This is a genomic window from Stutzerimonas sp. NM35, from assembly GCF_054604355.1.
Genome location: NZ_CM137728.1, coordinates 1,365,245 through 1,383,363, shown reverse-complemented (window position 1 = coordinate 1,383,363; position 18,119 = coordinate 1,365,245). Strand labels below are relative to the sequence as shown.

At 57.3% G+C, this 18,119-nt stretch carries 15 protein-coding genes; 6 read left to right on the top strand and 9 right to left on the bottom strand.

Annotated features, from left to right (window positions below; all coding sequences use genetic code 11):
- Positions 1-145: 145 nt before the first annotated feature.
- From ACYCFC_RS06555 to ACYCFC_RS06545, 3 genes are all read left to right on the top strand, one after another.
- Positions 146-1,426, top strand: coding sequence for a hypothetical protein (locus tag ACYCFC_RS06555; RefSeq protein WP_459653476.1), 1,281 nt, complete (start codon positions 146-148; stop codon positions 1,424-1,426).
- 511 nt (positions 1,427-1,937) lie between these two features.
- On the top strand, positions 1,938-2,117 hold the full coding sequence (locus ACYCFC_RS06550) for a hypothetical protein (RefSeq protein ID WP_301636251.1): 180 nt from the start codon (positions 1,938-1,940) through the stop codon (positions 2,115-2,117).
- 193 nt (positions 2,118-2,310) lie between these two features.
- The gene (locus ACYCFC_RS06545; RefSeq protein WP_021209445.1) at positions 2,311-2,505 is read left to right on the top strand and encodes a DUF7740 domain-containing protein; all 195 of its coding nucleotides are present in this window, start codon (positions 2,311-2,313) and stop codon (positions 2,503-2,505) included.
- 128 nt (positions 2,506-2,633) lie between these two features.
- Here the strand turns inward: ACYCFC_RS06545 and ACYCFC_RS06540 are convergent, their stop codons facing one another.
- The gene (locus ACYCFC_RS06540; protein WP_459653475.1) at positions 2,634-3,464 is read right to left on the bottom strand and encodes a DUF932 domain-containing protein; all 831 of its coding nucleotides are present in this window, start codon (positions 3,462-3,464) and stop codon (positions 2,634-2,636) included.
- A gap of 587 nt (positions 3,465-4,051) precedes the next feature.
- On the opposite strand from ACYCFC_RS06540, the gene ACYCFC_RS06535 reads away from it, so the two are divergent.
- Positions 4,052-4,855: a hypothetical protein gene (locus ACYCFC_RS06535; protein WP_459653474.1), complete on the top strand. Its 804-nt coding sequence runs from the start codon at positions 4,052-4,054 to the stop codon at positions 4,853-4,855.
- Between the two features lie 176 nt (positions 4,856-5,031).
- Positions 5,032-5,541: a ProQ/FinO family protein gene (locus ACYCFC_RS06530; RefSeq protein WP_131651231.1), complete on the top strand. Its 510-nt coding sequence runs from the start codon at positions 5,032-5,034 to the stop codon at positions 5,539-5,541.
- 68 nt (positions 5,542-5,609) lie between these two features.
- Here the strand turns inward: ACYCFC_RS06530 and radC are convergent, their stop codons facing one another.
- A complete protein-coding gene (gene radC, locus ACYCFC_RS06525) occupies positions 5,610-6,119 on the bottom strand; it encodes a RadC family protein (protein ID WP_044316094.1) in 510 nt (169 codons plus the stop codon).
- A 613-nt stretch (positions 6,120-6,732) separates the two neighbouring features.
- Here radC and ACYCFC_RS06520 point away from each other — a divergent pair.
- Positions 6,733-7,329 (top strand): hypothetical protein, encoded by a 597-nt coding sequence (locus ACYCFC_RS06520; protein WP_009616212.1) that lies wholly within the window; start codon positions 6,733-6,735, stop codon positions 7,327-7,329.
- Positions 7,330-7,426: 97 nt separating this feature from the next.
- Here ACYCFC_RS06520 and ACYCFC_RS06515 read toward each other — a convergent pair whose 3' ends face one another.
- The 7 genes from ACYCFC_RS06515 to ACYCFC_RS06485 form a co-directional block, all read right to left on the bottom strand.
- Positions 7,427-8,236, bottom strand: a complete 810-nt coding sequence (locus tag ACYCFC_RS06515) for a hypothetical protein (protein ID WP_044316095.1) — start codon at positions 8,234-8,236, stop codon at positions 7,427-7,429.
- Positions 8,237-8,319: 83 nt separating this feature from the next.
- Positions 8,320-11,244: a hypothetical protein gene (locus tag ACYCFC_RS06510; protein WP_459653473.1), complete on the bottom strand. Its 2,925-nt coding sequence runs from the start codon at positions 11,242-11,244 to the stop codon at positions 8,320-8,322.
- Between the two features lie 2 nt (positions 11,245-11,246).
- Complete coding sequence (locus tag ACYCFC_RS06505) at positions 11,247-11,996, bottom strand: condensin complex protein MksE (RefSeq protein ID WP_044316097.1); 750 nt, start codon at positions 11,994-11,996, stop codon at positions 11,247-11,249.
- A complete protein-coding gene (locus tag ACYCFC_RS06500; RefSeq protein ID WP_459653472.1) occupies positions 11,989-13,314 on the bottom strand; it encodes a hypothetical protein in 1,326 nt (441 codons plus the stop codon). Before ACYCFC_RS06500 ends, ACYCFC_RS06505 begins: the two co-directional genes overlap by 8 nt.
- Positions 13,315-13,399: 85 nt before the next feature.
- Complete coding sequence (locus ACYCFC_RS06495; RefSeq protein ID WP_459653471.1) at positions 13,400-14,470, bottom strand: ComEC/Rec2 family competence protein; 1,071 nt, start codon at positions 14,468-14,470, stop codon at positions 13,400-13,402.
- A 45-nt stretch (positions 14,471-14,515) separates the two neighbouring features.
- Complete coding sequence (locus ACYCFC_RS06490; protein WP_459653470.1) at positions 14,516-16,765, bottom strand: Mov34/MPN/PAD-1 family protein; 2,250 nt, start codon at positions 16,763-16,765, stop codon at positions 14,516-14,518.
- Complete coding sequence (locus tag ACYCFC_RS06485; protein ID WP_044316101.1) at positions 16,765-17,958, bottom strand: ComEC/Rec2 family competence protein; 1,194 nt, start codon at positions 17,956-17,958, stop codon at positions 16,765-16,767. Before ACYCFC_RS06485 ends, ACYCFC_RS06490 begins: the two co-directional genes overlap by 1 nt.
- Positions 17,959-18,119 lie beyond the last annotated feature (161 nt).

Below are 18,119 nucleotides of genomic sequence, written 5' to 3'. Positions count from 1 at the left end.
GCCACCCCTCCTTCTTGGTTTTTTCGATGAATAATGCGACGCCCCGTCTTCGAAACAAAGGATGCAGATAAATGGCTGATTATAGGAACAGCTGGAAGCAGGAATCGAACCTGGACCCGTATAAAGCGCCCATGGTGTGAATTTAATGAATAATAACCCTAAACATGCCTTGGCAATTTGGGCCAAGCAGTACGAAATCAGCAGGGATGACATTCAGGAGAGAAAAGAGACAGCTTTAAGGTTAGCTATTGAAGGGATCGCTGACGGCTCAATAATTTCACTTGATGGCGTAATATCACCGCTTTCACAAAAAATCAAAGCGCATCATGGAGTTAGTCTCTTTGAGATGAACGGCAATTGGATCGAAACTGCACAGTATTGGACGTGCCCCTGCTGCGCACGAGGGAAGTTTCAAATTTCTAGATTGGGCGGCAAAGGACAAATCCTTGCGAAACTCGTAGAGCATCACGACCATATGTCTGATGCACTAAAAGCCGCATTCAGAAAGGTTTTCATCGAGAGCGGTACCGATAAACCTACTAGTACCGGGTTAGCGCTAATTGAGCGAATGGCACCAGCGTTTTCGGCCTACCCATCCGTTTTGATCTGCGAAGACTGCAACAACGCAGATGCTGCTGCAAAGAAGGTCATTTCGGATACAGGCCGAAAAGTTGATTGGCATTCTTTCTCCATTGGGCAGATTAGCCAGTTCATTATCGCCCGCAACCATGCCCCGCACATTATAGACAAAGTAAAAGTCCTAGAAATTTGGAATCTCGCTCGCCCTGCTTACGTTGCACGAATGAACTTAGTATACGAAGTAGCAAAAGCCGCAGTGCTACATGATTATTGGTTCGAGAGATATCAAGGGGAAACGACCCCGGTACCTACCTTATCTAACGGATTTAGCAGATTCAACGGACTAGAGCTAGTTAATGGCGAAGCGCTAGTTCATGAAATGGCAAGAAGCACCTTTAAACACAAATCCAACTACAGTAGATGGCGCTCAGGAGAACAGAGCATCGGAGACATACCACCTCCTAATTTCTTAGCAATCATACAATCACTGCCGGGATGCACTCGTATGTGGGCTGCACTTCCGGACCAATGGAAATGCCCTATATGTGAGCGTTCCAAGTATCAGATCGTCAATTATAAAAAAGGAAAAGTTAGCTTCCATACCCACGGACCGACTCGATACAGCCCGGCCTGGAAATCTACTGGGCAAATCTGCATAGGATGCTTCAATGTAGTGACGGCTATGAAGCGTGAACTGCAGATAGATTACGGCGTAGAGGTCAACTCTCCTTTTGACTGTATTACACCTGGCGAAATGCGAAGCATCATTCGGGCTAGAGCCCATTCATCACATTTAGTGGATCCGGAAATGGCAGAAACACTCGTGACTAAATGGCAACCGCGTTAATTAAAAGCGACAGAACTGTCTTCAATATGCCTCAATCGCGAGTACGCCCCAGCATGTTTGCCCTCCCTCAACCCTCGCGCTAGACTGGCCCGGTCGCGGTAAATCCCGCGACCGGGCGTGAGAACCCGGCGTGTTTGTCCAAGGCGCGGTTGCGCCGTAGCGCACAGCCAGTGTTTGCACTGTGCTGTAGCGACGCTATGGCGGGCCGTGTGAGGCAGGTTTCGGCCTGGCCGGTTCCCTTGGACGCCGGTTCTCACCCTTGCACGGTCCGCCACCCTTGCTCGTGAGAAGGCTGGATGGCGGCTCCTTAACTGTCCAAGGAGCACCAGCAACATGCGATACGTCCTTTTTATCCCCGCGCTCCACCTCGATTCAGCAGTCCAGTGTTGTGTCACCTACTGGGAGGTGGGCAATGGCTGATCTTGAATCCAGGCTTCTACCCTTCCCTCACCGCCCACGAGCGCCCTCGCCGCTTTCATCCGCTGCGTGCGCCTCTGCACGACAGCCTGTGTTGTCTGAAGCCGAGCTGCGGGCCTATATGGTCAAGGATTTACTGCAGCAGATAGGCGGACCTGATGGATTTTATCCCCAGGACCTGCGGCTAAAGATGACGCTGTATGCCGCCGAATCGCTGCTCGATGAGATGGTGGTGCTGTATCGGCGAGCCGTATCTGGGGTGGCTTTAAGCTGAGTTAGTTGGCAGGCCGCTGTAACAGCGGCCTGCCAACTAGCGTTTCGTTGCGGCTCGTTGGCTGGACTTCCAACACGCCTAATGTTGGCAGTTATGTTTGCTGTTCACGGACCGCTCGAGTTCTTCTTTCCTCCATGGATGTGGCTAGATGTAAAATACGGCCGCGTTACTTCGCAGCTCAAGCGAGATATTTGTGACCCTGACTGATGCGACCATCGCACTTCTTCTTACCGCCAAGCTCCACGGCACGGATGCGGCAGTAAAGGCCACTGCCAAGCGTTGCTCCCAAGCCCTCCCCCGCAGCAAACGCGACCTCATGTTTACCGTGATGAACAGTCGCGAGCCCCTGAAGCTCGTCGGGCACATCGCTCAAAACTTGGACCAATAGCGTCTTCGGTAGCAGTCGGCTGATCCGAGGTCTCGATTCAACTCTCCGTGGCGGAACACCACGCACGGTTACGACAACGTTCGAAATATATGAGGGGCCGACCGCCTGACGGCCCCTCCGGGTGGGCTTCAGGCTTTCAACTGGCGCAGGCCCTCGGCCAGAAGCCACAGGGCACGGTTCAGGCGTAGGTCCTGGTCGATGCCCTGCACGGGGCGGGTACGCTGACGGCGTCCGCTATTGCTGCGCCCGACCAGACCGCCACGAATGAGGTTTTCCTGGGTTCGGTTGAACACGCTCCAGAGGTCGGCGCGGTTGTCGTCGAGACGGCGCGGGGCGAGCACCTGCCGTTCGGTGATCGGTGCCGGTTTTTCTGGGTCGTCGTATTTTAGGGCGAGCGCGGCACGGGCAAAGACTTCGGCCTCGCCGCCGTCCAGGGTGACGGCGCGCATGGCCTCGCGCGACACCTGCGCCTGCTCGAAGCCGTGCAGCACCTCGTAGGCGCCCTCGATCACCTGGGCGGCCACGTCGCCTTTATGCGGCGCGCGCGCGTCCGCCACGGTGTCGCCGCAGACCAGGCCGTTCTGGCAGACGAAACGGAACATGCCAGCCAGCATCTGATAGCTGCTGGTGCCGTCGTGCGAGTTCAGCAGGATGATTTCGTTGGCCTCGCCTCGGGCGTCGATCTGGCTGGCATGGCGCAGGCGGATCATGTGCTTGGTGAAATCACGCCGGTCCTCCCGGCGCACGCGGGTCTGGCACACCATGAAGGGCTCGAAGCCCTCACTGCGCAGCTCCCGCAGCACGCTCGCGGTGGGAATGTAGCTGTAGCGCTCGGAGCGGCTTTCGTGCGGTGCATCGGCGAAGATCGACGGCGCCACCGCGCGAATCTGCTCATCCGACAAGGGGGATTCCGAGCGCAGCAGCGGGGAGCGGTATGAGAAGTTGGAAGCAAGTTGCATGGTCGTTCTCCTGACAAGGTTTGCTGTTCAACCCCCACCGGATTCCTAGATTCGGAGCCCGCTTTCAGCTCTTCCGGTGGGGGCGGCGCGGAGACCTGGGCCGGCCTCGTTGCCACCGTCTTTCCTGAGTTCATCGCCCGCGACGGTCAGGGGCGCGCGGACGGGTGCCGTCAAGGAAGCAAGCGTCGGGAGGGTGCGGCCCGCAGGCGCAGCCGAGGACACGGCCCGGCGCGCCTTGAAGGCGCGAGGCCGCGCGCTACAGTCGCGACAAGGTGATGAAGTCAGGGAAAGACGGATCGACAGGCAATGGCCGCAGCATGGGCGGCGGCCCCACGCAAGCGCAGCGCGCAGGCCCGGAGCAGCCGGGTCGAAGGCATCAGCCGAGCACAGCGAGGGAACGATGGAAGCCCAAAGGGCGAGACTTGCGCAGCGAGGCTCGATGCACAGCACGACAGCGCGCCCGGCCATAGGCGGGGGTGCCCAAACAGCTGAAGTACCTGAGAGCCGGTCAAGCAATGTGGTTTGGGGTACCGACACACCCAACAAGGTCAAATAGGCTGAAGCGACTTCAACATAAGGGATGACACATGCCTACAGCGCAGACCATGACCCCGCAGCAAGCCTGCGAAAACATCCTGATCGGCGGAAAGCGCTACAACACCGAGCGCAGCCTTCTGCGTAGCGAGAACGCCATTATCGATCGACTGCTCACTCGCGGCCTCGAACTGAAATCAGCCTACGGCGAGCTGTACGAGAAGCTGCACTCGCGTCCGCCGGCCCTCAGGGTATTGCTGGGCCTTTTGCTGAGTACCGCAGCCTTTTGGAGCCCGGAAAAGATCGCCAAGTCCCGCGACCGGCGAGACGAACTCATCGAGACCAACCGTCAAATTGGGCGAAAGGCCGCGGAGTTAGCGCAGCTGCTGGAGCAGCGTACCTGGCTGCATGAAACCTCTGGTTTCAGCAGCCGCACCCACTATCACGTTTGCGATGTGATCGAGGCGGCGGCCGGGAACCACTCACTGTTCAATGCCTATGTGAAAGACCGCCTGGACACCCTCTGCGGCCAGTTCGACCTGAAATACTGGCCCTCGCCGGATCAGCTTGTCCGAGCCCTCGCAGCGGACGCAAATAGCGCCACTCTGGAGGCGACCGATCCGCTGACCCGCGCCGCGTCTACAGGAACGCGGCCTTCGCGAACCGACTTCTCCAAGGCATTGTTTGCTGCCATTGAGGAAAACAGCACACAGAGCGGCGGACCTCTGCCCGAAGATTTTCGGCTCAGCGATGGCGCGCTCGCCTCGTTGGCGAATTGCGCGTTGGACTTGGGGCCGGATGAGCTTGCGGACAGCACCTACGTAAAACGACTTCGCCAACGCCTCCGCGACAAGTGATGTGTGCCGTGGCGCAGCACAAAGATGGCCGAAGCCCGCGCCGGTTGTGGCAGCCACAACGATCAGTAGTCAGGCGGGTCAGATGCCGCGCTCACGCACTCTTAAGCAGGCTGTGTAAAACGTTTGCATGGGATACCCTATCGCCACGAATCAACGATGAAGCTGCGAACTGAACGATGGGTTTTGAACAACTAGCAGAGCTACGAGACCGCCTACGAGCAGAAAAGGTGCAGGAAAAGACTGATGGTAAGCAGCAGCGTATGCGGAAGCCTTCTCGGAAGACAGAGCCTCGCGAGCAAGATCCTGCGGTGGAAGCAATCTGGCGGTTGCAGAAGCGTTTTCCATTGGCTTTCCCGGTCAGTCCGGCCCCCAAGGTACCGCTAAAGGAAGGGATTCTCCAAGATGCTGAGCAACACCTGGATCTGCTCGGAATAACCAAGGAACAGCTCAAGCAAGGCGTCGCTATCTGGTGCCGAGGAAGTCGCTACTGGGCATGCATGACGGAGAATGCGCCACGCATGGACCTGAATGGTCAGGCGGTTGGCGTGGTGACGGCGAACCAGGCGCTGCACGCGAAGCAGCAAGCTAAGCGGCAGCGCGGCCAAGCACGACGTAGTCAAAAAAAGCCAAAAGAGCGTATGCCGGATAAGGCCGCCGATTCTGCTGTGGAACGGGTAGCGGATTAAAAACAAGTGACTCCATGCCGCCCGCATTCGACGACCCAGCAAAAAAAGGGGGCCGAAGCCCCCTGCGGCTAGAGCAAGCCCTGCTCTGCGAACGAAACCGTTGCCTCGCCGCCCACGATGATGTGATCCAGCGTGCGTACATCCACCAGCGCCAGCGCCTCCTTGAGGCGCTGGGTCAGCACCTTGTCCGCCTGGCTTGGCTCTGGATTCCCGCTCGGATGGTTATGCGAGAAGATCACCGCGGCAGCGTTAATCCGCAACGCCTCCTTCACAACTTCGCGCGGATACACCGAAGCCTGGTCGATGGTACCGCGGAACAACTCCACGTACTCAAGCAACCGATGTTTGCTGTCCAGGAACAGCGCCGCGAACACCTCGTGCTCGAAACCAACCAGCTTGGTACTCAGGTAATCTTTGACCACGTCCGGTGCGTCAAACAGCGCCCCACGCTGGTACTTCTGATCAATCGCCTGGCGCGCCACGCTCAGGATCTGTTCCACTGATGCCGGTAGGTAGCGCCCTTTTGCGTCACGCACCAGCAGCATGGAATCGAACGAGGAAAAGGAAAGTTGCGACATGGTCGTGCTCCGGTTGCTCGGGCGGAATTGCCCGGAACCGGCGCCAGCACGGCGCAGCGCAGCTGTCAGGGGTCAACGACGACCGCCAGGACGCCAGCGTGCAAGGCACGCGCAGCCCTTGACGGCGAGAACGCCGTGATACGGTGAAGGGAACAGCAAGACCGCCCCCACTCCACCCATGCCACGGATCGGCAAGCGGAGCGCGCAGGCCCGCAAGGGCCGGAGGTGTCAGGGATTAAAGCCGAATGGCCGGGATTCGGCACGAAGCACGGGGCGTAGCCCGCGAGCCCGACGGCGGAACGCCGGGGCACACTAGCGCATAGCGAACACACGAATTTGCAACTTCAATTCAAAAAGAATGAAGTGACAAAACTCATCGGCGAAAGATGAACTATCTCCCATTGAAATTCTAATAAGCACAAGCAGCACGAAGATATTGATCCGTTATAGGGCCGCCGCTAGGATCGGGTCTGGTTCTGGTATCCGCCTTGCTGCCTCGAGGAAAACCAGCTCAAATCGAAGCCCATATTTTTCCCCTTGTGGCCCGCCCGGCAAGCAGCATGCTCAGCAAAGCGAAAGCTTTAATGGCTGCATTTTGTCGAGGAAATTTGTGATGTTCGATTTCGAATGTGTAGCTAACGCGGTTCGAGCCATGGAGCTGGACAGCGTGCCCGACGACCTTTCCCGCTGCCGTCAGCTGGAGCTCAAAGCAAAGCACTTGGGTTACCAAAACTGGAACCATCTGCTCGACACTTTGAAGAACGAGCCCGCAAAAGATCGCCTTCAAAAAAGCACAATGCGCCTGATGCAGCGGATTTGCCAAATGCGCTTGCCGCTCCGCAACAAAGCTTACGTTCAACTGACTGTCCTGCCTGGTGGCGGAGTTGGCCATTACAGCTACTGGATAGGCTGGGACAAGAAAGGCAATGAGGTTCGCGTACCTCGCCCAATTGACGGCAGGGAGCAGGCGCGAAAACTCCGCAAGCTCCAGCCCTCACCAGTTTTTGCTATTGAAACAGAAAGAGAGTTTATAGCTTGGAATCACTTGTGGTTTTCGACCGCCATAGTGCCACCAGACTTAGCCAGAGAATTTTTCCCGGCGTTGTTCAACAAGAAGCACCTTGTGGCAAAAAATCCGCCAATTGATCTCATCAAAGCAAAGTACGAGGCAATGGGTGACATCTATGCTAACAACCTCGAAGAAAACTAAATAAAGCTTCAGCGGCTCTCCTCGGAGCCGCTGAAGCAGCTCATCGAATCGCACCGGACTAATCGGATTGGCCACTGCGACTGGCTAAGTCGGGCGATCAGCCCCTTCTTAGTTCTATGGGTTGAAGTACGGTCGAGGGCACTGCCAGGCAATACTCCTGCTCAACACCTCTACCCTTGCATTTGAGCAGGGCGAACAGATCCCGCAGGGGTGGGTCCTGCTGCTCTAGCCAAGGAAGCAGCGGCGGGACCAGGGCAAAGCTCTCCCGCCAGATGGTTTCGTCTCCATACTGATCGACTATTTCGGGACTCAGAAGTGGTACCAGCATACCCGCACAGGGCAAGGCTTCGGCTATGCGCCGGGCATTGGCTAGGCCAACTGGATCAAGGTCAGGCAGCAGCCAGATCTTCGCGCCCTCCCAAGACACCAACAGCGCCAGCAGCCGATCAGATAGCCAACCTTCGTAATGAGCCACCAGCGCGCCGCTCAATACTGCCGGCAGCCGTGTCGGCAGATGCAGCAGGGTGTCACGGTTTTCCACTAGCACCACATGGCCGGTTGGCTTGGGGGTCGCGTCGGGTCTGCGCTCGTCGTGCCATAGCAACTTCAGAAACGCCGGTGAAGGCGATTCCCACTGCAGGATATTACCCTGTGCATCCTCCCAGCTGACGGCCTCGCCAGCGCTACAACTGATCATGAGCGAGGGCAGTCGCCCCCCGCGCTTGCTCGAGCCGCCGTGGATAATGTTCAAGCCGCGCACCGAACAGCTTTCCAAATCCTTGGGCGGCTGCAACCGGGCAATACGCTGCCCTAGAGAATCGGCATGCTGCACAATCACATGCGGCGATATTCGCCCGGGCACACGGCCCACCGTGACGATGCCGGAGACTCTGAGCTGATCGAGCACAGCCTCAAGTGCCTTCGGCCAACTGCGCACAGGGACAGGCCCTTTGCGCAACCGCTGTAGTATTTCCAGCTCTCTCGGCCGACTCATGACTGAGCTACCGTGTCAGCCTTCGCGGTCGCCACCTGCAAGCTATCACTGAATTGCTCGACGTCTACCTCGGACTTCTCGTCTCTCTCGCTTCGCTGCGGAGCCTGCACCGGCTTGACGTCTTCGTGATGATCGAAGTGCTGCCAGTCCGCCTGGGTCACATAGATACGATTGTCGGCGTTGATACACTCACTGATATTGATGCAATAGCGCACCGTGGTAGTCGGGTCGACAGATGCAAACACAGGGGTGAAACCAAGGTTCTCGCTGAATGCCAAGATTGTGCGCTGATTGTTCGGATCAACCGAAGCGATCTCATCCAAGTAGAACGGCAGGAACGGTTCGACCCGAGCACCACGGTCGGTCAGGTGGCGAATCAGAGAGAAATACAACAACGGTTTGAGCGTCATGGTCGAGCCATTAGAAGCCAGCTCGTCGAGTGTGTTGCAGACAACGACCTTGCCGTTGACCTCTTCCACGGTGAATCCGATGTCGAATAGATCGCCGAGCTCGAGGGTACCGTCACGACCATCTTCAACCAGACGAGACAGCCGATCCATAGCGCGCACCAGCCTCGCCTGGGATGCGCCCCCGCCTTGCTGGCCGAACAGGTCGGTCTCGTTTTCGTCAGCCTGGGCGATGTGTGAGGACAGGGTATTGATGGCTTCAAGTATCGGTTCGTTCCTCTTCAGATCTAACCTGAAGCCACGAAGGTTCGAGACTTTTCGCGCATTGATCCGGCGGTTGAATAGCGTTATCTCGTGTTCCAGCGTCACGTAGTTCTCGGAAAGATCGCGCAGAGCTCCCGAGAGCTGGGCAATGCCCTCCTGATGGTAGCGCTTGAGCATCTCACGCATCTGCGGCAGCGTTTCCAAACGCTCGCGTGCATGCTGCACCAGATCGCTCAGATTCGCATGTCGGGCAAGATCAGGTAGGTCGCCAACGATCGAGTGCTGGTAGTTCTTCATGGTCAGGGATATGCGGTCGAGCGCGTTGCTGATCCACTCCAGCCGATTCAACGTGTCACCGAAGTTGTACCCGGTGAGATCGCGCTCGAAGTCCTCGTTCGGCCCTTCAGCGAGAATGAAAGGACTGTTCTGGATCTGGCGGTGTTGCTGCACGACCTTGAGCTGGCGGGCCTGCTCGAGGGCATCGTTGAGCTTCTGCTCGATAACACTGATGGCCCGGGTGGCCTCCTCGATCCGCTCCTGGTGCCCTTGCAGCCATTCGTCGATCTGGGCGAGACACATCATTACACTCTCGAGCACATGGCGATCAGCGGTCTCGGTGGTTTCCAGAGCCGCGAGCTCGGTCAGTTCCTGCAGGTAGCCCTGCTGGTTGCTCAGCTGCTTTGCCAGCGACTCCAATTCGTTACGCTTGAGCGTCTGGTTCTGGGCAACCTCGAGTTGCCCCTGAAGCTTGGCCAGGTCCTCTTGGTACATGGCGATTGACTGTTGTAGCTGTGCCGCGTCATCGCCATGAAAATCCATTGGAGGCAGATCGGTCAGGTCTAACTCGAAACCCTGTAAATTGAGCAGCCCTTCCTTCGACATGAGTTGGGTGCGTACCCAATTGTTGAAACTGCCCGGGTGGATTTCAGTCAGTGCTGCGGCCTCAAGGCTGAACATGTCGCTGCGAAGCAGCCGCGACAGCTCGGCCTTTTCCGCATCGACAAAGCCTTGGGTATCCAACAGTCCGTCTCCATTGCGGACCTGCTCCAGTCGCTTGTTGAGCTTGCGAATTTCATTTTCAGTGTGGCGCAGTCTGCTACTGACGGTTGCCACATCGTAGATGTCAGCCTGGCGCAACTGATCGCTGAGCGTGGCGTGCTGGGCTGCCAGTGTGCGAATCGATTTCTCGACCGTCTCGCGGCAGGTCATCGCATTGCGCTCACGTAACTCGTCGAGGCGGGTCAGCCGGCCGGCCAAGGTGATGCGCTGCTCGACCGCTCGATCGCGTTCTTGCATGCGGCTATTAAGCTGTTCGTTGAGCTTGGCGCGCTTTTCGATTTCTTCCTTGTGAAGCGCGTTGAGCTCCTCGATGCATAGCGGTGCCCGCTCCACCGCCAGGGTCAGGTTTACCCTCAGCTCGCGCGCCAACCAGCCGCCTTCTTGCGAAAGTTCGGTGTATTCGTCGTATTCCTTGCCGAGGGCGAGGATGTCCTCACGACGGTACGCAAGTCGCTCGACTTCCCGCTCGGCAAGACGAAAGCGCTGGAACGCGCGCTCGCGGACCTCGAGGAAATTCAAATTGGCATTGCTCAGCTTTTCACTGAAGACGTTGAGGATGAGCTCCTTGATCTCGCGGCTCTTGAGTAGCTGCTGAGTGAGCAGGTTGCGATAGATTTGGCGGAACACCTGGTAGCGCCTTTCGTTGGCGTTCGCCAGAGGCACTATGGTCACATCCCAGTCACCGCCTTTGACCCGCCCGCTCTCTCCGTAGAGCATTTGGCGCATCTGTTCGCGGGTCAGGTTGCGCACCTCGATGCCCCGTTCGTACCAGTGCCGGAACAGCTCCTTATAGGGGCGTATGCGGTTGATCGGGTCAACGAAATCACCCATGTCCAGCTCACCTTTAGCCACGAACAGTTCATATTCGTTGCCAGCGGTAGGACCCTTGCCGTGAGCACCAACGATGAACACGCCGTCGGGGGTCAGCACCTCCATCAGTAGGTAGCTGTGGTCGCTGGGAAAGAAGAACGCGCGGCTGGTGTTGGCCTGGTGGGCGCCGAAGTGCATGTGTGCAAGGTGGGTGAAGAAGATAAACTGCATGCTTTGCAGCGCCTGGGTCTTACCCAAGTTGTTGTGTCCGCAGATGCTCAGCGGCCCGTCCATGGGAAAGACCGACATGATGTGGTTGCCGGAGTTGACCATGGCGTAATGGCGCACGCCCCAGCGGGTCTTAAGTGCTTTGCTGCGCATCGTTACTCCGGGGTCTCGTCGTCTTCGTCGGGCTGGGTATTCAGAAAGTCGTCTGCCAGCTCGTTCACCGAGCGGTCGCTGTAGGAATAGTCTTCCCCGCGCTCTTGGGCCTCAAGCTGTTGCTGATGCTGTTCAGCCAGGTTCCGGCAGATGTCGAGGTAGAAGTAGGCCGGCAGGCCCAAGGTGTAGGCGACCTTGTCTTGGGAGAGACGGCGTTCATTCATCACCCCGACGTCGACCAGCCGGCGAATGCCGTTGTCGATGAATGACTCCACACTGCCCAGTCCAAGACGGGTGAGCCGGTCGTGGCACTGGCTGAACATCGCTCCCAGGTCGTCGATGAGGATGGGTTCTTCATGGGTGATCATCGATTCAATCGGCAATCCCTTGTCGCACAGGTGCTCGATCAGGGAGAAGATCGCCGCTGCTGCCATGCGCTCGCGCTGGGGCAGTTGGGCCTGGCTCATCTCGCGCGGCTGCAAATAGTAAAACCCTGTGGTGTGATGTCGCAGCTCATGCCCCATCATGCGCAACAACACCTCGTAGGTGTCCTGAAAGCGCGACAGCTCGCGATATTCCTTAATTCGGTCGGTGCTGCTGATAAAGCGCCCCGCCTCGAGCGCTTCGACAATCCGGGAGAACAGGCGGAGCTCTCGCTCGAGGCGCTGGGCATAGTGTCTGGCATCGCGCACTCGATCTTCGAGCGACAGCTCGAGATCCTCGGCAGACTCGTCCTGAGGCAGATCATCCATCGGCGGGTTCTCGGATAGGCAAGGGTTCGTAATGGCTGTAGAAGGCGATCGGGGCCAATCGCCGCGGGGCCGGTTCGGCATTGTATGAGCGCCGGTTCATGCGGATTTCGAGTTCCTCGAATCGGTAGTGCTGCATGTCGTCGTGGCGTTGGATGAAAGGCGCAGTCTTATCTTCCATCGTCAAGCGGGTCAGCACGCGCAACACCGAGTCAGGCCGGGCCTTGGGGTACTGAGCCATCAGCTTCGCGACGACATCCTCGACAGGCTGCTGACTCTTCAGCCACACGAGCATCTGCGGGGACATCTCCCGCCGCTCGCGGGCTTCGAGCGCTGCGGCCGAGGGGACGCGCACGAGGATCGCGTCGGGGGCAATCGACTGTAGCTCCTTGAGCTGCGCCCACCAGGCCTGCAGCGAATCCTGGTCAGGCTTATGGACGCGTCGCTTGCGCGGCGGCAGGGCCAGAGTGTCGCTGCGCGCCAATTGGCTGCTGTGGTGGCCAAGGTCCTGAAGGCCCAGCGCCGCTCCCTGGGCAATGCGCGCATTAATTTGCGCCTGGCGCACCAGCGGCGCCAGATGGCTCGCCATGTTCTCGATCGAATGATTGAGACTCTCGCGAAAATCGAGCATGCGAAACAGGATGCTGTCGATTTCGTAGCGTGCATCATCCATGCTCAGCAGGTGCAGCGCCGGGTCCTGCTGCCACTCCTGCAGAGTGCGCTTGATGCGCATGAGCGAAAGATCGAACGGCCCACCCATGCTCTTCATCTGTAGTGCCGGTGTTACGTACTCGTCCCAGGCCTTGATCACCTGCTCATAACGCTCGGCCAGCGGCTGGCTCTGATCCGAGCGCTTGGCCTTGTCCACCAGCGCGTAGATAGCACGCGTATTAGATTCGACCATGCGGCGCAACGTCTGGAAGCGCGACTGCATCTCCTGGGACTTGGCGAAAAAACCCGTGCGCCGACTGCTGAGCAGGGCCGCAGCCAGTTCTTCAAGGTGCCCCTCGAGCCTGTTGGCGTTAGCGCTGATCTCCTCGATCAAGCCCAGACTCTGCTCATCAAGCAAAAACTGCACAAAGGGTACGATCTGCAGATTCAGTGAATAGCCCTGCCCACCGCGGGAGAACTCCGAAAGGATGCCGATATCGACCATGCGCTTGACTGCAACCTGCACAGGCTGATCGGTACCGATAGTGAGCGGGCGTACGATATGTAGCAGTTCGCGCTCGGTCAGGGTGCGGGTTTCGTACCGAGACCAGATGGCACTTACGATGTCCCAGTAGTCACCAAGCGCACGAATGAAAGACCGTGGTTTCATTGAGACTCGGACCTACTACAAATAAATGGGCCATAGACTGCCCATGCTCTGGAGCCTAAAAAGCAGGGCCGCGCCTCTACTAGACTCAACTTTCTTGCTCTTCTGGATACGCTGCTTGGGGAATTGATACCCAGCCATCACGGGTAATACCCGCCCCGATGCGTATGTTCTTGCTTTCGGTTGCTGCCCAGTGCCCACCCCGGTGCAGTACAGCGCGAATCACCGATTTCCGTGGATGATCCTCATCCGCCTTAGCGGAGCTGCATATGGCATTCCAGGTATGTTTGTCTGGCATGCTGTCCAACCTTGGGCCAACCAACTGATCCAGAATCTCAGTCGAAACATTGCGTCGCCCGCCATGATGCGGCACCTGGAAATACCGAATGCCGGGCAACGTAAGTCCTGCAAAAGGTGCGTAGTCAATCACCTCTTGCAGCGCCTCACGCCCGGCGTCGCCAGTAAGCATGACGCGATGACCATTCAGGACAGCTGACTGCACTACACTCATTTCGTTTTCACGACTAGTTGGCGCAGACGGAAAATACTCGTCGCCCCACAAGGATTTGATGAAGGAAGTCGCAGCCTTAACTGCCCGAAAAATGCTGCTCAGAGCACTATCCATGGCACCTTCTTCAACAGCTTCAGGTGTCTTCGTGGAATCCACGATTAAGTCCATGTAGCGACCTAGCGTCGGTGCCATCACCGTGAAGGGGCCGATGCTCTGCCCCTGAAGCGGAGCATGAATCGGGATTCCCTTCTCAAGCGCAATGTCCTCAAGAGCTGCAGTGGCATCGTAGACAGAACGTAATTTCCGCCTCAGCGCTTCCACTGATTCATAGGTCTCGAATCGATCTATCAACTGCTCTGCATATATCCACGGCCTATTGATCCAGAGATTCTTGACCGTACATTGCTCCAAGACTTTTCGAAGCCCATTGGCGTGATCACGATCCGGATGCGTGAGGATCACGTGATCGATAACCGTTGTGCCATAGTAGGTTTTCAGGTGCTCAACGATCTGATCACCGGTATCTAGATACCCACCGTCAACCACGTGTATGCCTTCGGTGCCATTTACCGAGTAGCGCAGCGTGATTGCATCCCCGCTCTTCGCTGTTTCGACGCCAAGAAAATCGATCTCAAAGTAGTCAGCCATACATCCCTCTTGCCTAATACCAACGAAGTGCCGGTGGTTCTCCACCTACCAGCGATCCACCGCACATGTGAGTCCTGTCGGAGTCCATACCAACGACACAGCAGGAAGACCACCAGCATCCTCAGCGATGCCGCGCAACGTATGTCGGTCTATACCCGAATGAGCGCCGCCTTTCGGGTGGCTGTGCCAAGTGCCGATAAAGGCGAGATATCCCAAAGAGGCCGAATTTGCAGTACGCAAATCTTGAACAAGCCCATCGGTGCCCAAAACGAAGCGTGCGGCCGCTCGAACGCTGTCTGGCGGTGCGTCAACAAGCCCCGCAATGATGATGGTTCGATTTTCAAACGAGATGCGGCCGACTATGGCACCGCCTGTTTCCAACGCACCCCAGCGCAGCGCATCAGCATGGATCGCTTGCGCGACCGGGTGCAGAATCCGAATGCTCCAACCACCATCGTCCGCCACATCGAGCACAGTGGTAGGACCAAGGCTGGTGCGAGTCCATGCTATGCCGAGGCCTTCAGCATCCGAGATCCCAGCGCAAAGAGTCGCTTCCTTCGGAAGCCCGTCAATGAGCCAGCGTTCCAGTTGCAGCCCAGCCAGTGAAGCAGACCGCGAAACGACGGCATCAGACATTGGCATGGTCAGTGAGCGGCAGTTGTCGCCCACAAAAATACGCGTCGGCTCAGAAGTATCACCGGCAATCGATGCACGCAGTTCCGGCACAAATCGGCAGCACTCGAACAAGAATGCCGTGAGGTCATCAACCCGACCGGCGCGGCGAAGTCCTTCGAGCAAAACTGCAACACAGCGGCCCTGACCGTACATCGCGATCCGTACGAGCCGCGCAGGTGATTGATCCAGCGCTGTCGACTGTGTTTCTGCGGCTAGCACCTTAAGTGAAGCTGTTGCGTCCACGATAAGCGCTGCATCCTGCGGAACAGTTGTCGAGAACTGTACTGGATCGACTAGGAGGCTCACTGCGTCGGCGTCGAACGCGCGCGATTGAAGATGAGACAGCTCCTCAAAGGCCGTCTTCATCAGAGCAGCCTTTCGAGGTGGGACCAGCACTGATGCCCGCTCAATGAGGGCATGCCGTGCTGCGTTGTGAGGCGACATGGATTCGTTGTCGACGAAAGCCATTGAACCGAAACCGGCTCGCCCCAGATGCATCGCGATTTTCGACCCTACACTTCCGCAGCCGAGCATGACCAGCGGCTGAGATATGGTCGCCGCTGGAATGCCGGACGTCCTTGCCAACAGTTCGGGGGACAATGCATGCGCATGAAAGGCTGGGTGAACCGTGGCGCTTCGCTCTAGGAGCGATTGAGCGTTGAGCTCATAGCGCACCACATAGGGCAGTACCTCAATACTTCGCCCTGGTGAGCCCACAAGCGATGCAGGCCTTTGCACAGTCAGAATCACAACCGCGTACAAACCATGCACCCAGCCGCGCGAGTCCTGTTGCACATCCAGGATCGAGTGTCCGTAAAAACCATCCAGACTTCTGGCCAAAGCGTCGCGATCAATGCCGAGCTCCGCAGCTCGATCAAGCAACGTCGCGAGATCGAAAACCGTCTCCGGTTGATAACGGTCGATCACATGAAGGCCGTCGGTTATTGGAGCGCGTGCGATGAAGGCCGCGGTATGGCCGTTTCCCCATTTACCCAGCTTGTCGTTGTGAGCGTCCTGGCAGAACACAGGATCGACTTGGGCGGTCAGTTCGGTATTGATGATGGCGTATAGGCCATCATCAATCGTCACATAGCTAACGGGTACTATCAAAATCGAGCCGTCAGCGGGAGCAGCGGACGCGACCTTCTCGGCGCTGAATGCAATGGTCGAAGGACAACTGTCTCGACGCGTCGGCTCCCACCCCTGCTCAAGATCCAGCAACGCCCCAGCTGCAGCCTTGTGCAGCCAATCGATTAATTGATCGATAATCGCGTCCAGACCAAACCGATGCAGTAGCTCGTCCAATGCCCCCTCGAACAGGCAAGGTGAGACCAACTCGCCTTCGCGATGGGGATTGATGTGCGGCAAGTTGAGCGGAAAGTCCGTACGCAAGAGAGGCTTGGGCGCGGATAGAGGCCAGTCATTGTCGAAGACCAGAATGCATGTCTCGACCGAACGTACGCCGGTTTCGGAAACGCCATAGCGCCGAGACCGGCTCGGTAGCTCAACAGAAACATCGACTTCGATCTGCGTTAATTCACAGCTTACCCTTGGCTCCCCAACGCGGACCAAGCCTCGATGCCGCTGAAGCTGATGCAGTGCATCCGCAATCCTGTCCATCACGATGCGCCGTGCGGCATGGGGGTACGCGCAGAGGTGATCACGGCTGCAGCCTTCGATCCAGCTTCTTTCTTCGAGGGGGGCTGTACACCCTGAGTAGTGACGGTAAACACGAGAGGTTCAGCAGATTTTTCGCTCGGGTATTCGCCCGTGCAGTAAAACTCGCCTTTTGCTTCACCCACGATTGCGGCGTACTCACGCTTTGCACGAATGCAGGGAGGATCACTGTCGTCGTCTGCAATGGGCTTACAACTAGCAACGATGACAGCACCGTCACGAGTCTGCGAAAGCGCCTTACGAGCGTCAGGGTCGAGTTTGGCCTTTTCGCGATGGGTAGACCAGCTGTCTTCGGACAGCGAATGCCAAGAGCAATGATGCGGCGCCTGCATGATGTCGTACTCAAGCACATCGGCTTCAGCCTTGTGGCGCTGCCATTGGCGGTTCCAGATGAACACTTCAGCATCGCCACCAGTAAGAAACTTCGCGCCATCTGGCGTATTTGCATCAGCGGCCAATGTGATGTTTAGGATCACGCTTGACTGGTTTTTGATCAGGCTCTGCTCCTCTTCCTCGTTATCCTGGGCACCCAGGGGCGCCAGAAGAAACGCGGAGAAGTACGCAGAACTCTTGCCATTGATCGTCGAGAAGCTCGTGTCCACTCTCCGCACAATCGGAGTGAGATCGTCAGTTTTTCCTTCGATGTCTTCGCCCATGATCTGAATACGATCACCGCTCCCGGCAGCGAAATTCTTATCGCGATTAATCTGCACCCGCCTACGCGCCTCCGTGCTGAATGCCTTGGCATCGTCACTCAGGGTGTGCGTCTTGCTGGCGCGTCGAAACACGATGGGGGACGACCACATCTCGCGGATCACGATTTTCTTGTCCTTATCGTCCTTTTTGTCATCCGGGTACTTGTCCAGCGGTCCCAGATAGAAATGCCGCGTCAGACCCCTGCAATGATCGTGATCCGGGTGGCTCAGCAAGAATGCATCGACATAAGGCCTTCCGTTCTCATCCCGCTTCAAACGATCGCGAAGATCCTTAGCAACATCGCGTGCCACCCCATCCGGGTCGTCAGCGTCCTGCCGAATGTTTATGTCGATCAGCAGGGTGGTTGCGTCCACATCGCCAAACTTGATGAGGGCCATATCCCCGTTGTCTACAGGAAAGAATGTGATGGTTGTAGGAATCTGGGGTCTCCAGGTAGACGACCAAAGCAGCAGTCACGTACACTTAATGTACGGATATTTTTTATATCCGTCTACTTTTTAGATGGTTACTATGAAGAAAGCCTCGAATACTAATGTCGAACTCTCTGAGCCCAAGAGCTTGAGCTGGGGTCTGGAGAGCA

Bases quoted from the DNA above. Each gene is read 5' to 3' on its own strand.
- ACYCFC_RS06555 (WP_459653476.1), top strand. From the start codon at position 146: ATGAATAATAACCCTAAACATGCCTTGGCAATTTGGGCCAAGCAGTAC.
- ACYCFC_RS06540 (WP_459653475.1), bottom strand. From the start codon at position 3,464: ATGCAACTTGCTTCCAACTTCTCATACCGCTCCCCGCTGCTGCGCTCG.
- ACYCFC_RS06535 (WP_459653474.1), top strand. From the start codon at position 4,052: ATGCCTACAGCGCAGACCATGACCCCGCAGCAAGCCTGCGAAAACATC.
- ACYCFC_RS06530 (WP_131651231.1), top strand. From the start codon at position 5,032: ATGGGTTTTGAACAACTAGCAGAGCTACGAGACCGCCTACGAGCAGAA.
- radC (WP_044316094.1), bottom strand. From the start codon at position 6,119: ATGTCGCAACTTTCCTTTTCCTCGTTCGATTCCATGCTGCTGGTGCGT.
- ACYCFC_RS06520 (WP_009616212.1), top strand. From the start codon at position 6,733: ATGTTCGATTTCGAATGTGTAGCTAACGCGGTTCGAGCCATGGAGCTG.
- ACYCFC_RS06510 (WP_459653473.1), bottom strand. From the start codon at position 11,244: ATGCGCAGCAAAGCACTTAAGACCCGCTGGGGCGTGCGCCATTACGCC.
- ACYCFC_RS06505 (WP_044316097.1), bottom strand. From the start codon at position 11,996: ATGGATGATCTGCCTCAGGACGAGTCTGCCGAGGATCTCGAGCTGTCG.
- ACYCFC_RS06500 (WP_459653472.1), bottom strand. From the start codon at position 13,314: ATGAAACCACGGTCTTTCATTCGTGCGCTTGGTGACTACTGGGACATC.
- ACYCFC_RS06495 (WP_459653471.1), bottom strand. From the start codon at position 14,470: ATGGCTGACTACTTTGAGATCGATTTTCTTGGCGTCGAAACAGCGAAG.
- ACYCFC_RS06490 (WP_459653470.1), bottom strand. From the start codon at position 16,765: ATGGACAGGATTGCGGATGCACTGCATCAGCTTCAGCGGCATCGAGGC.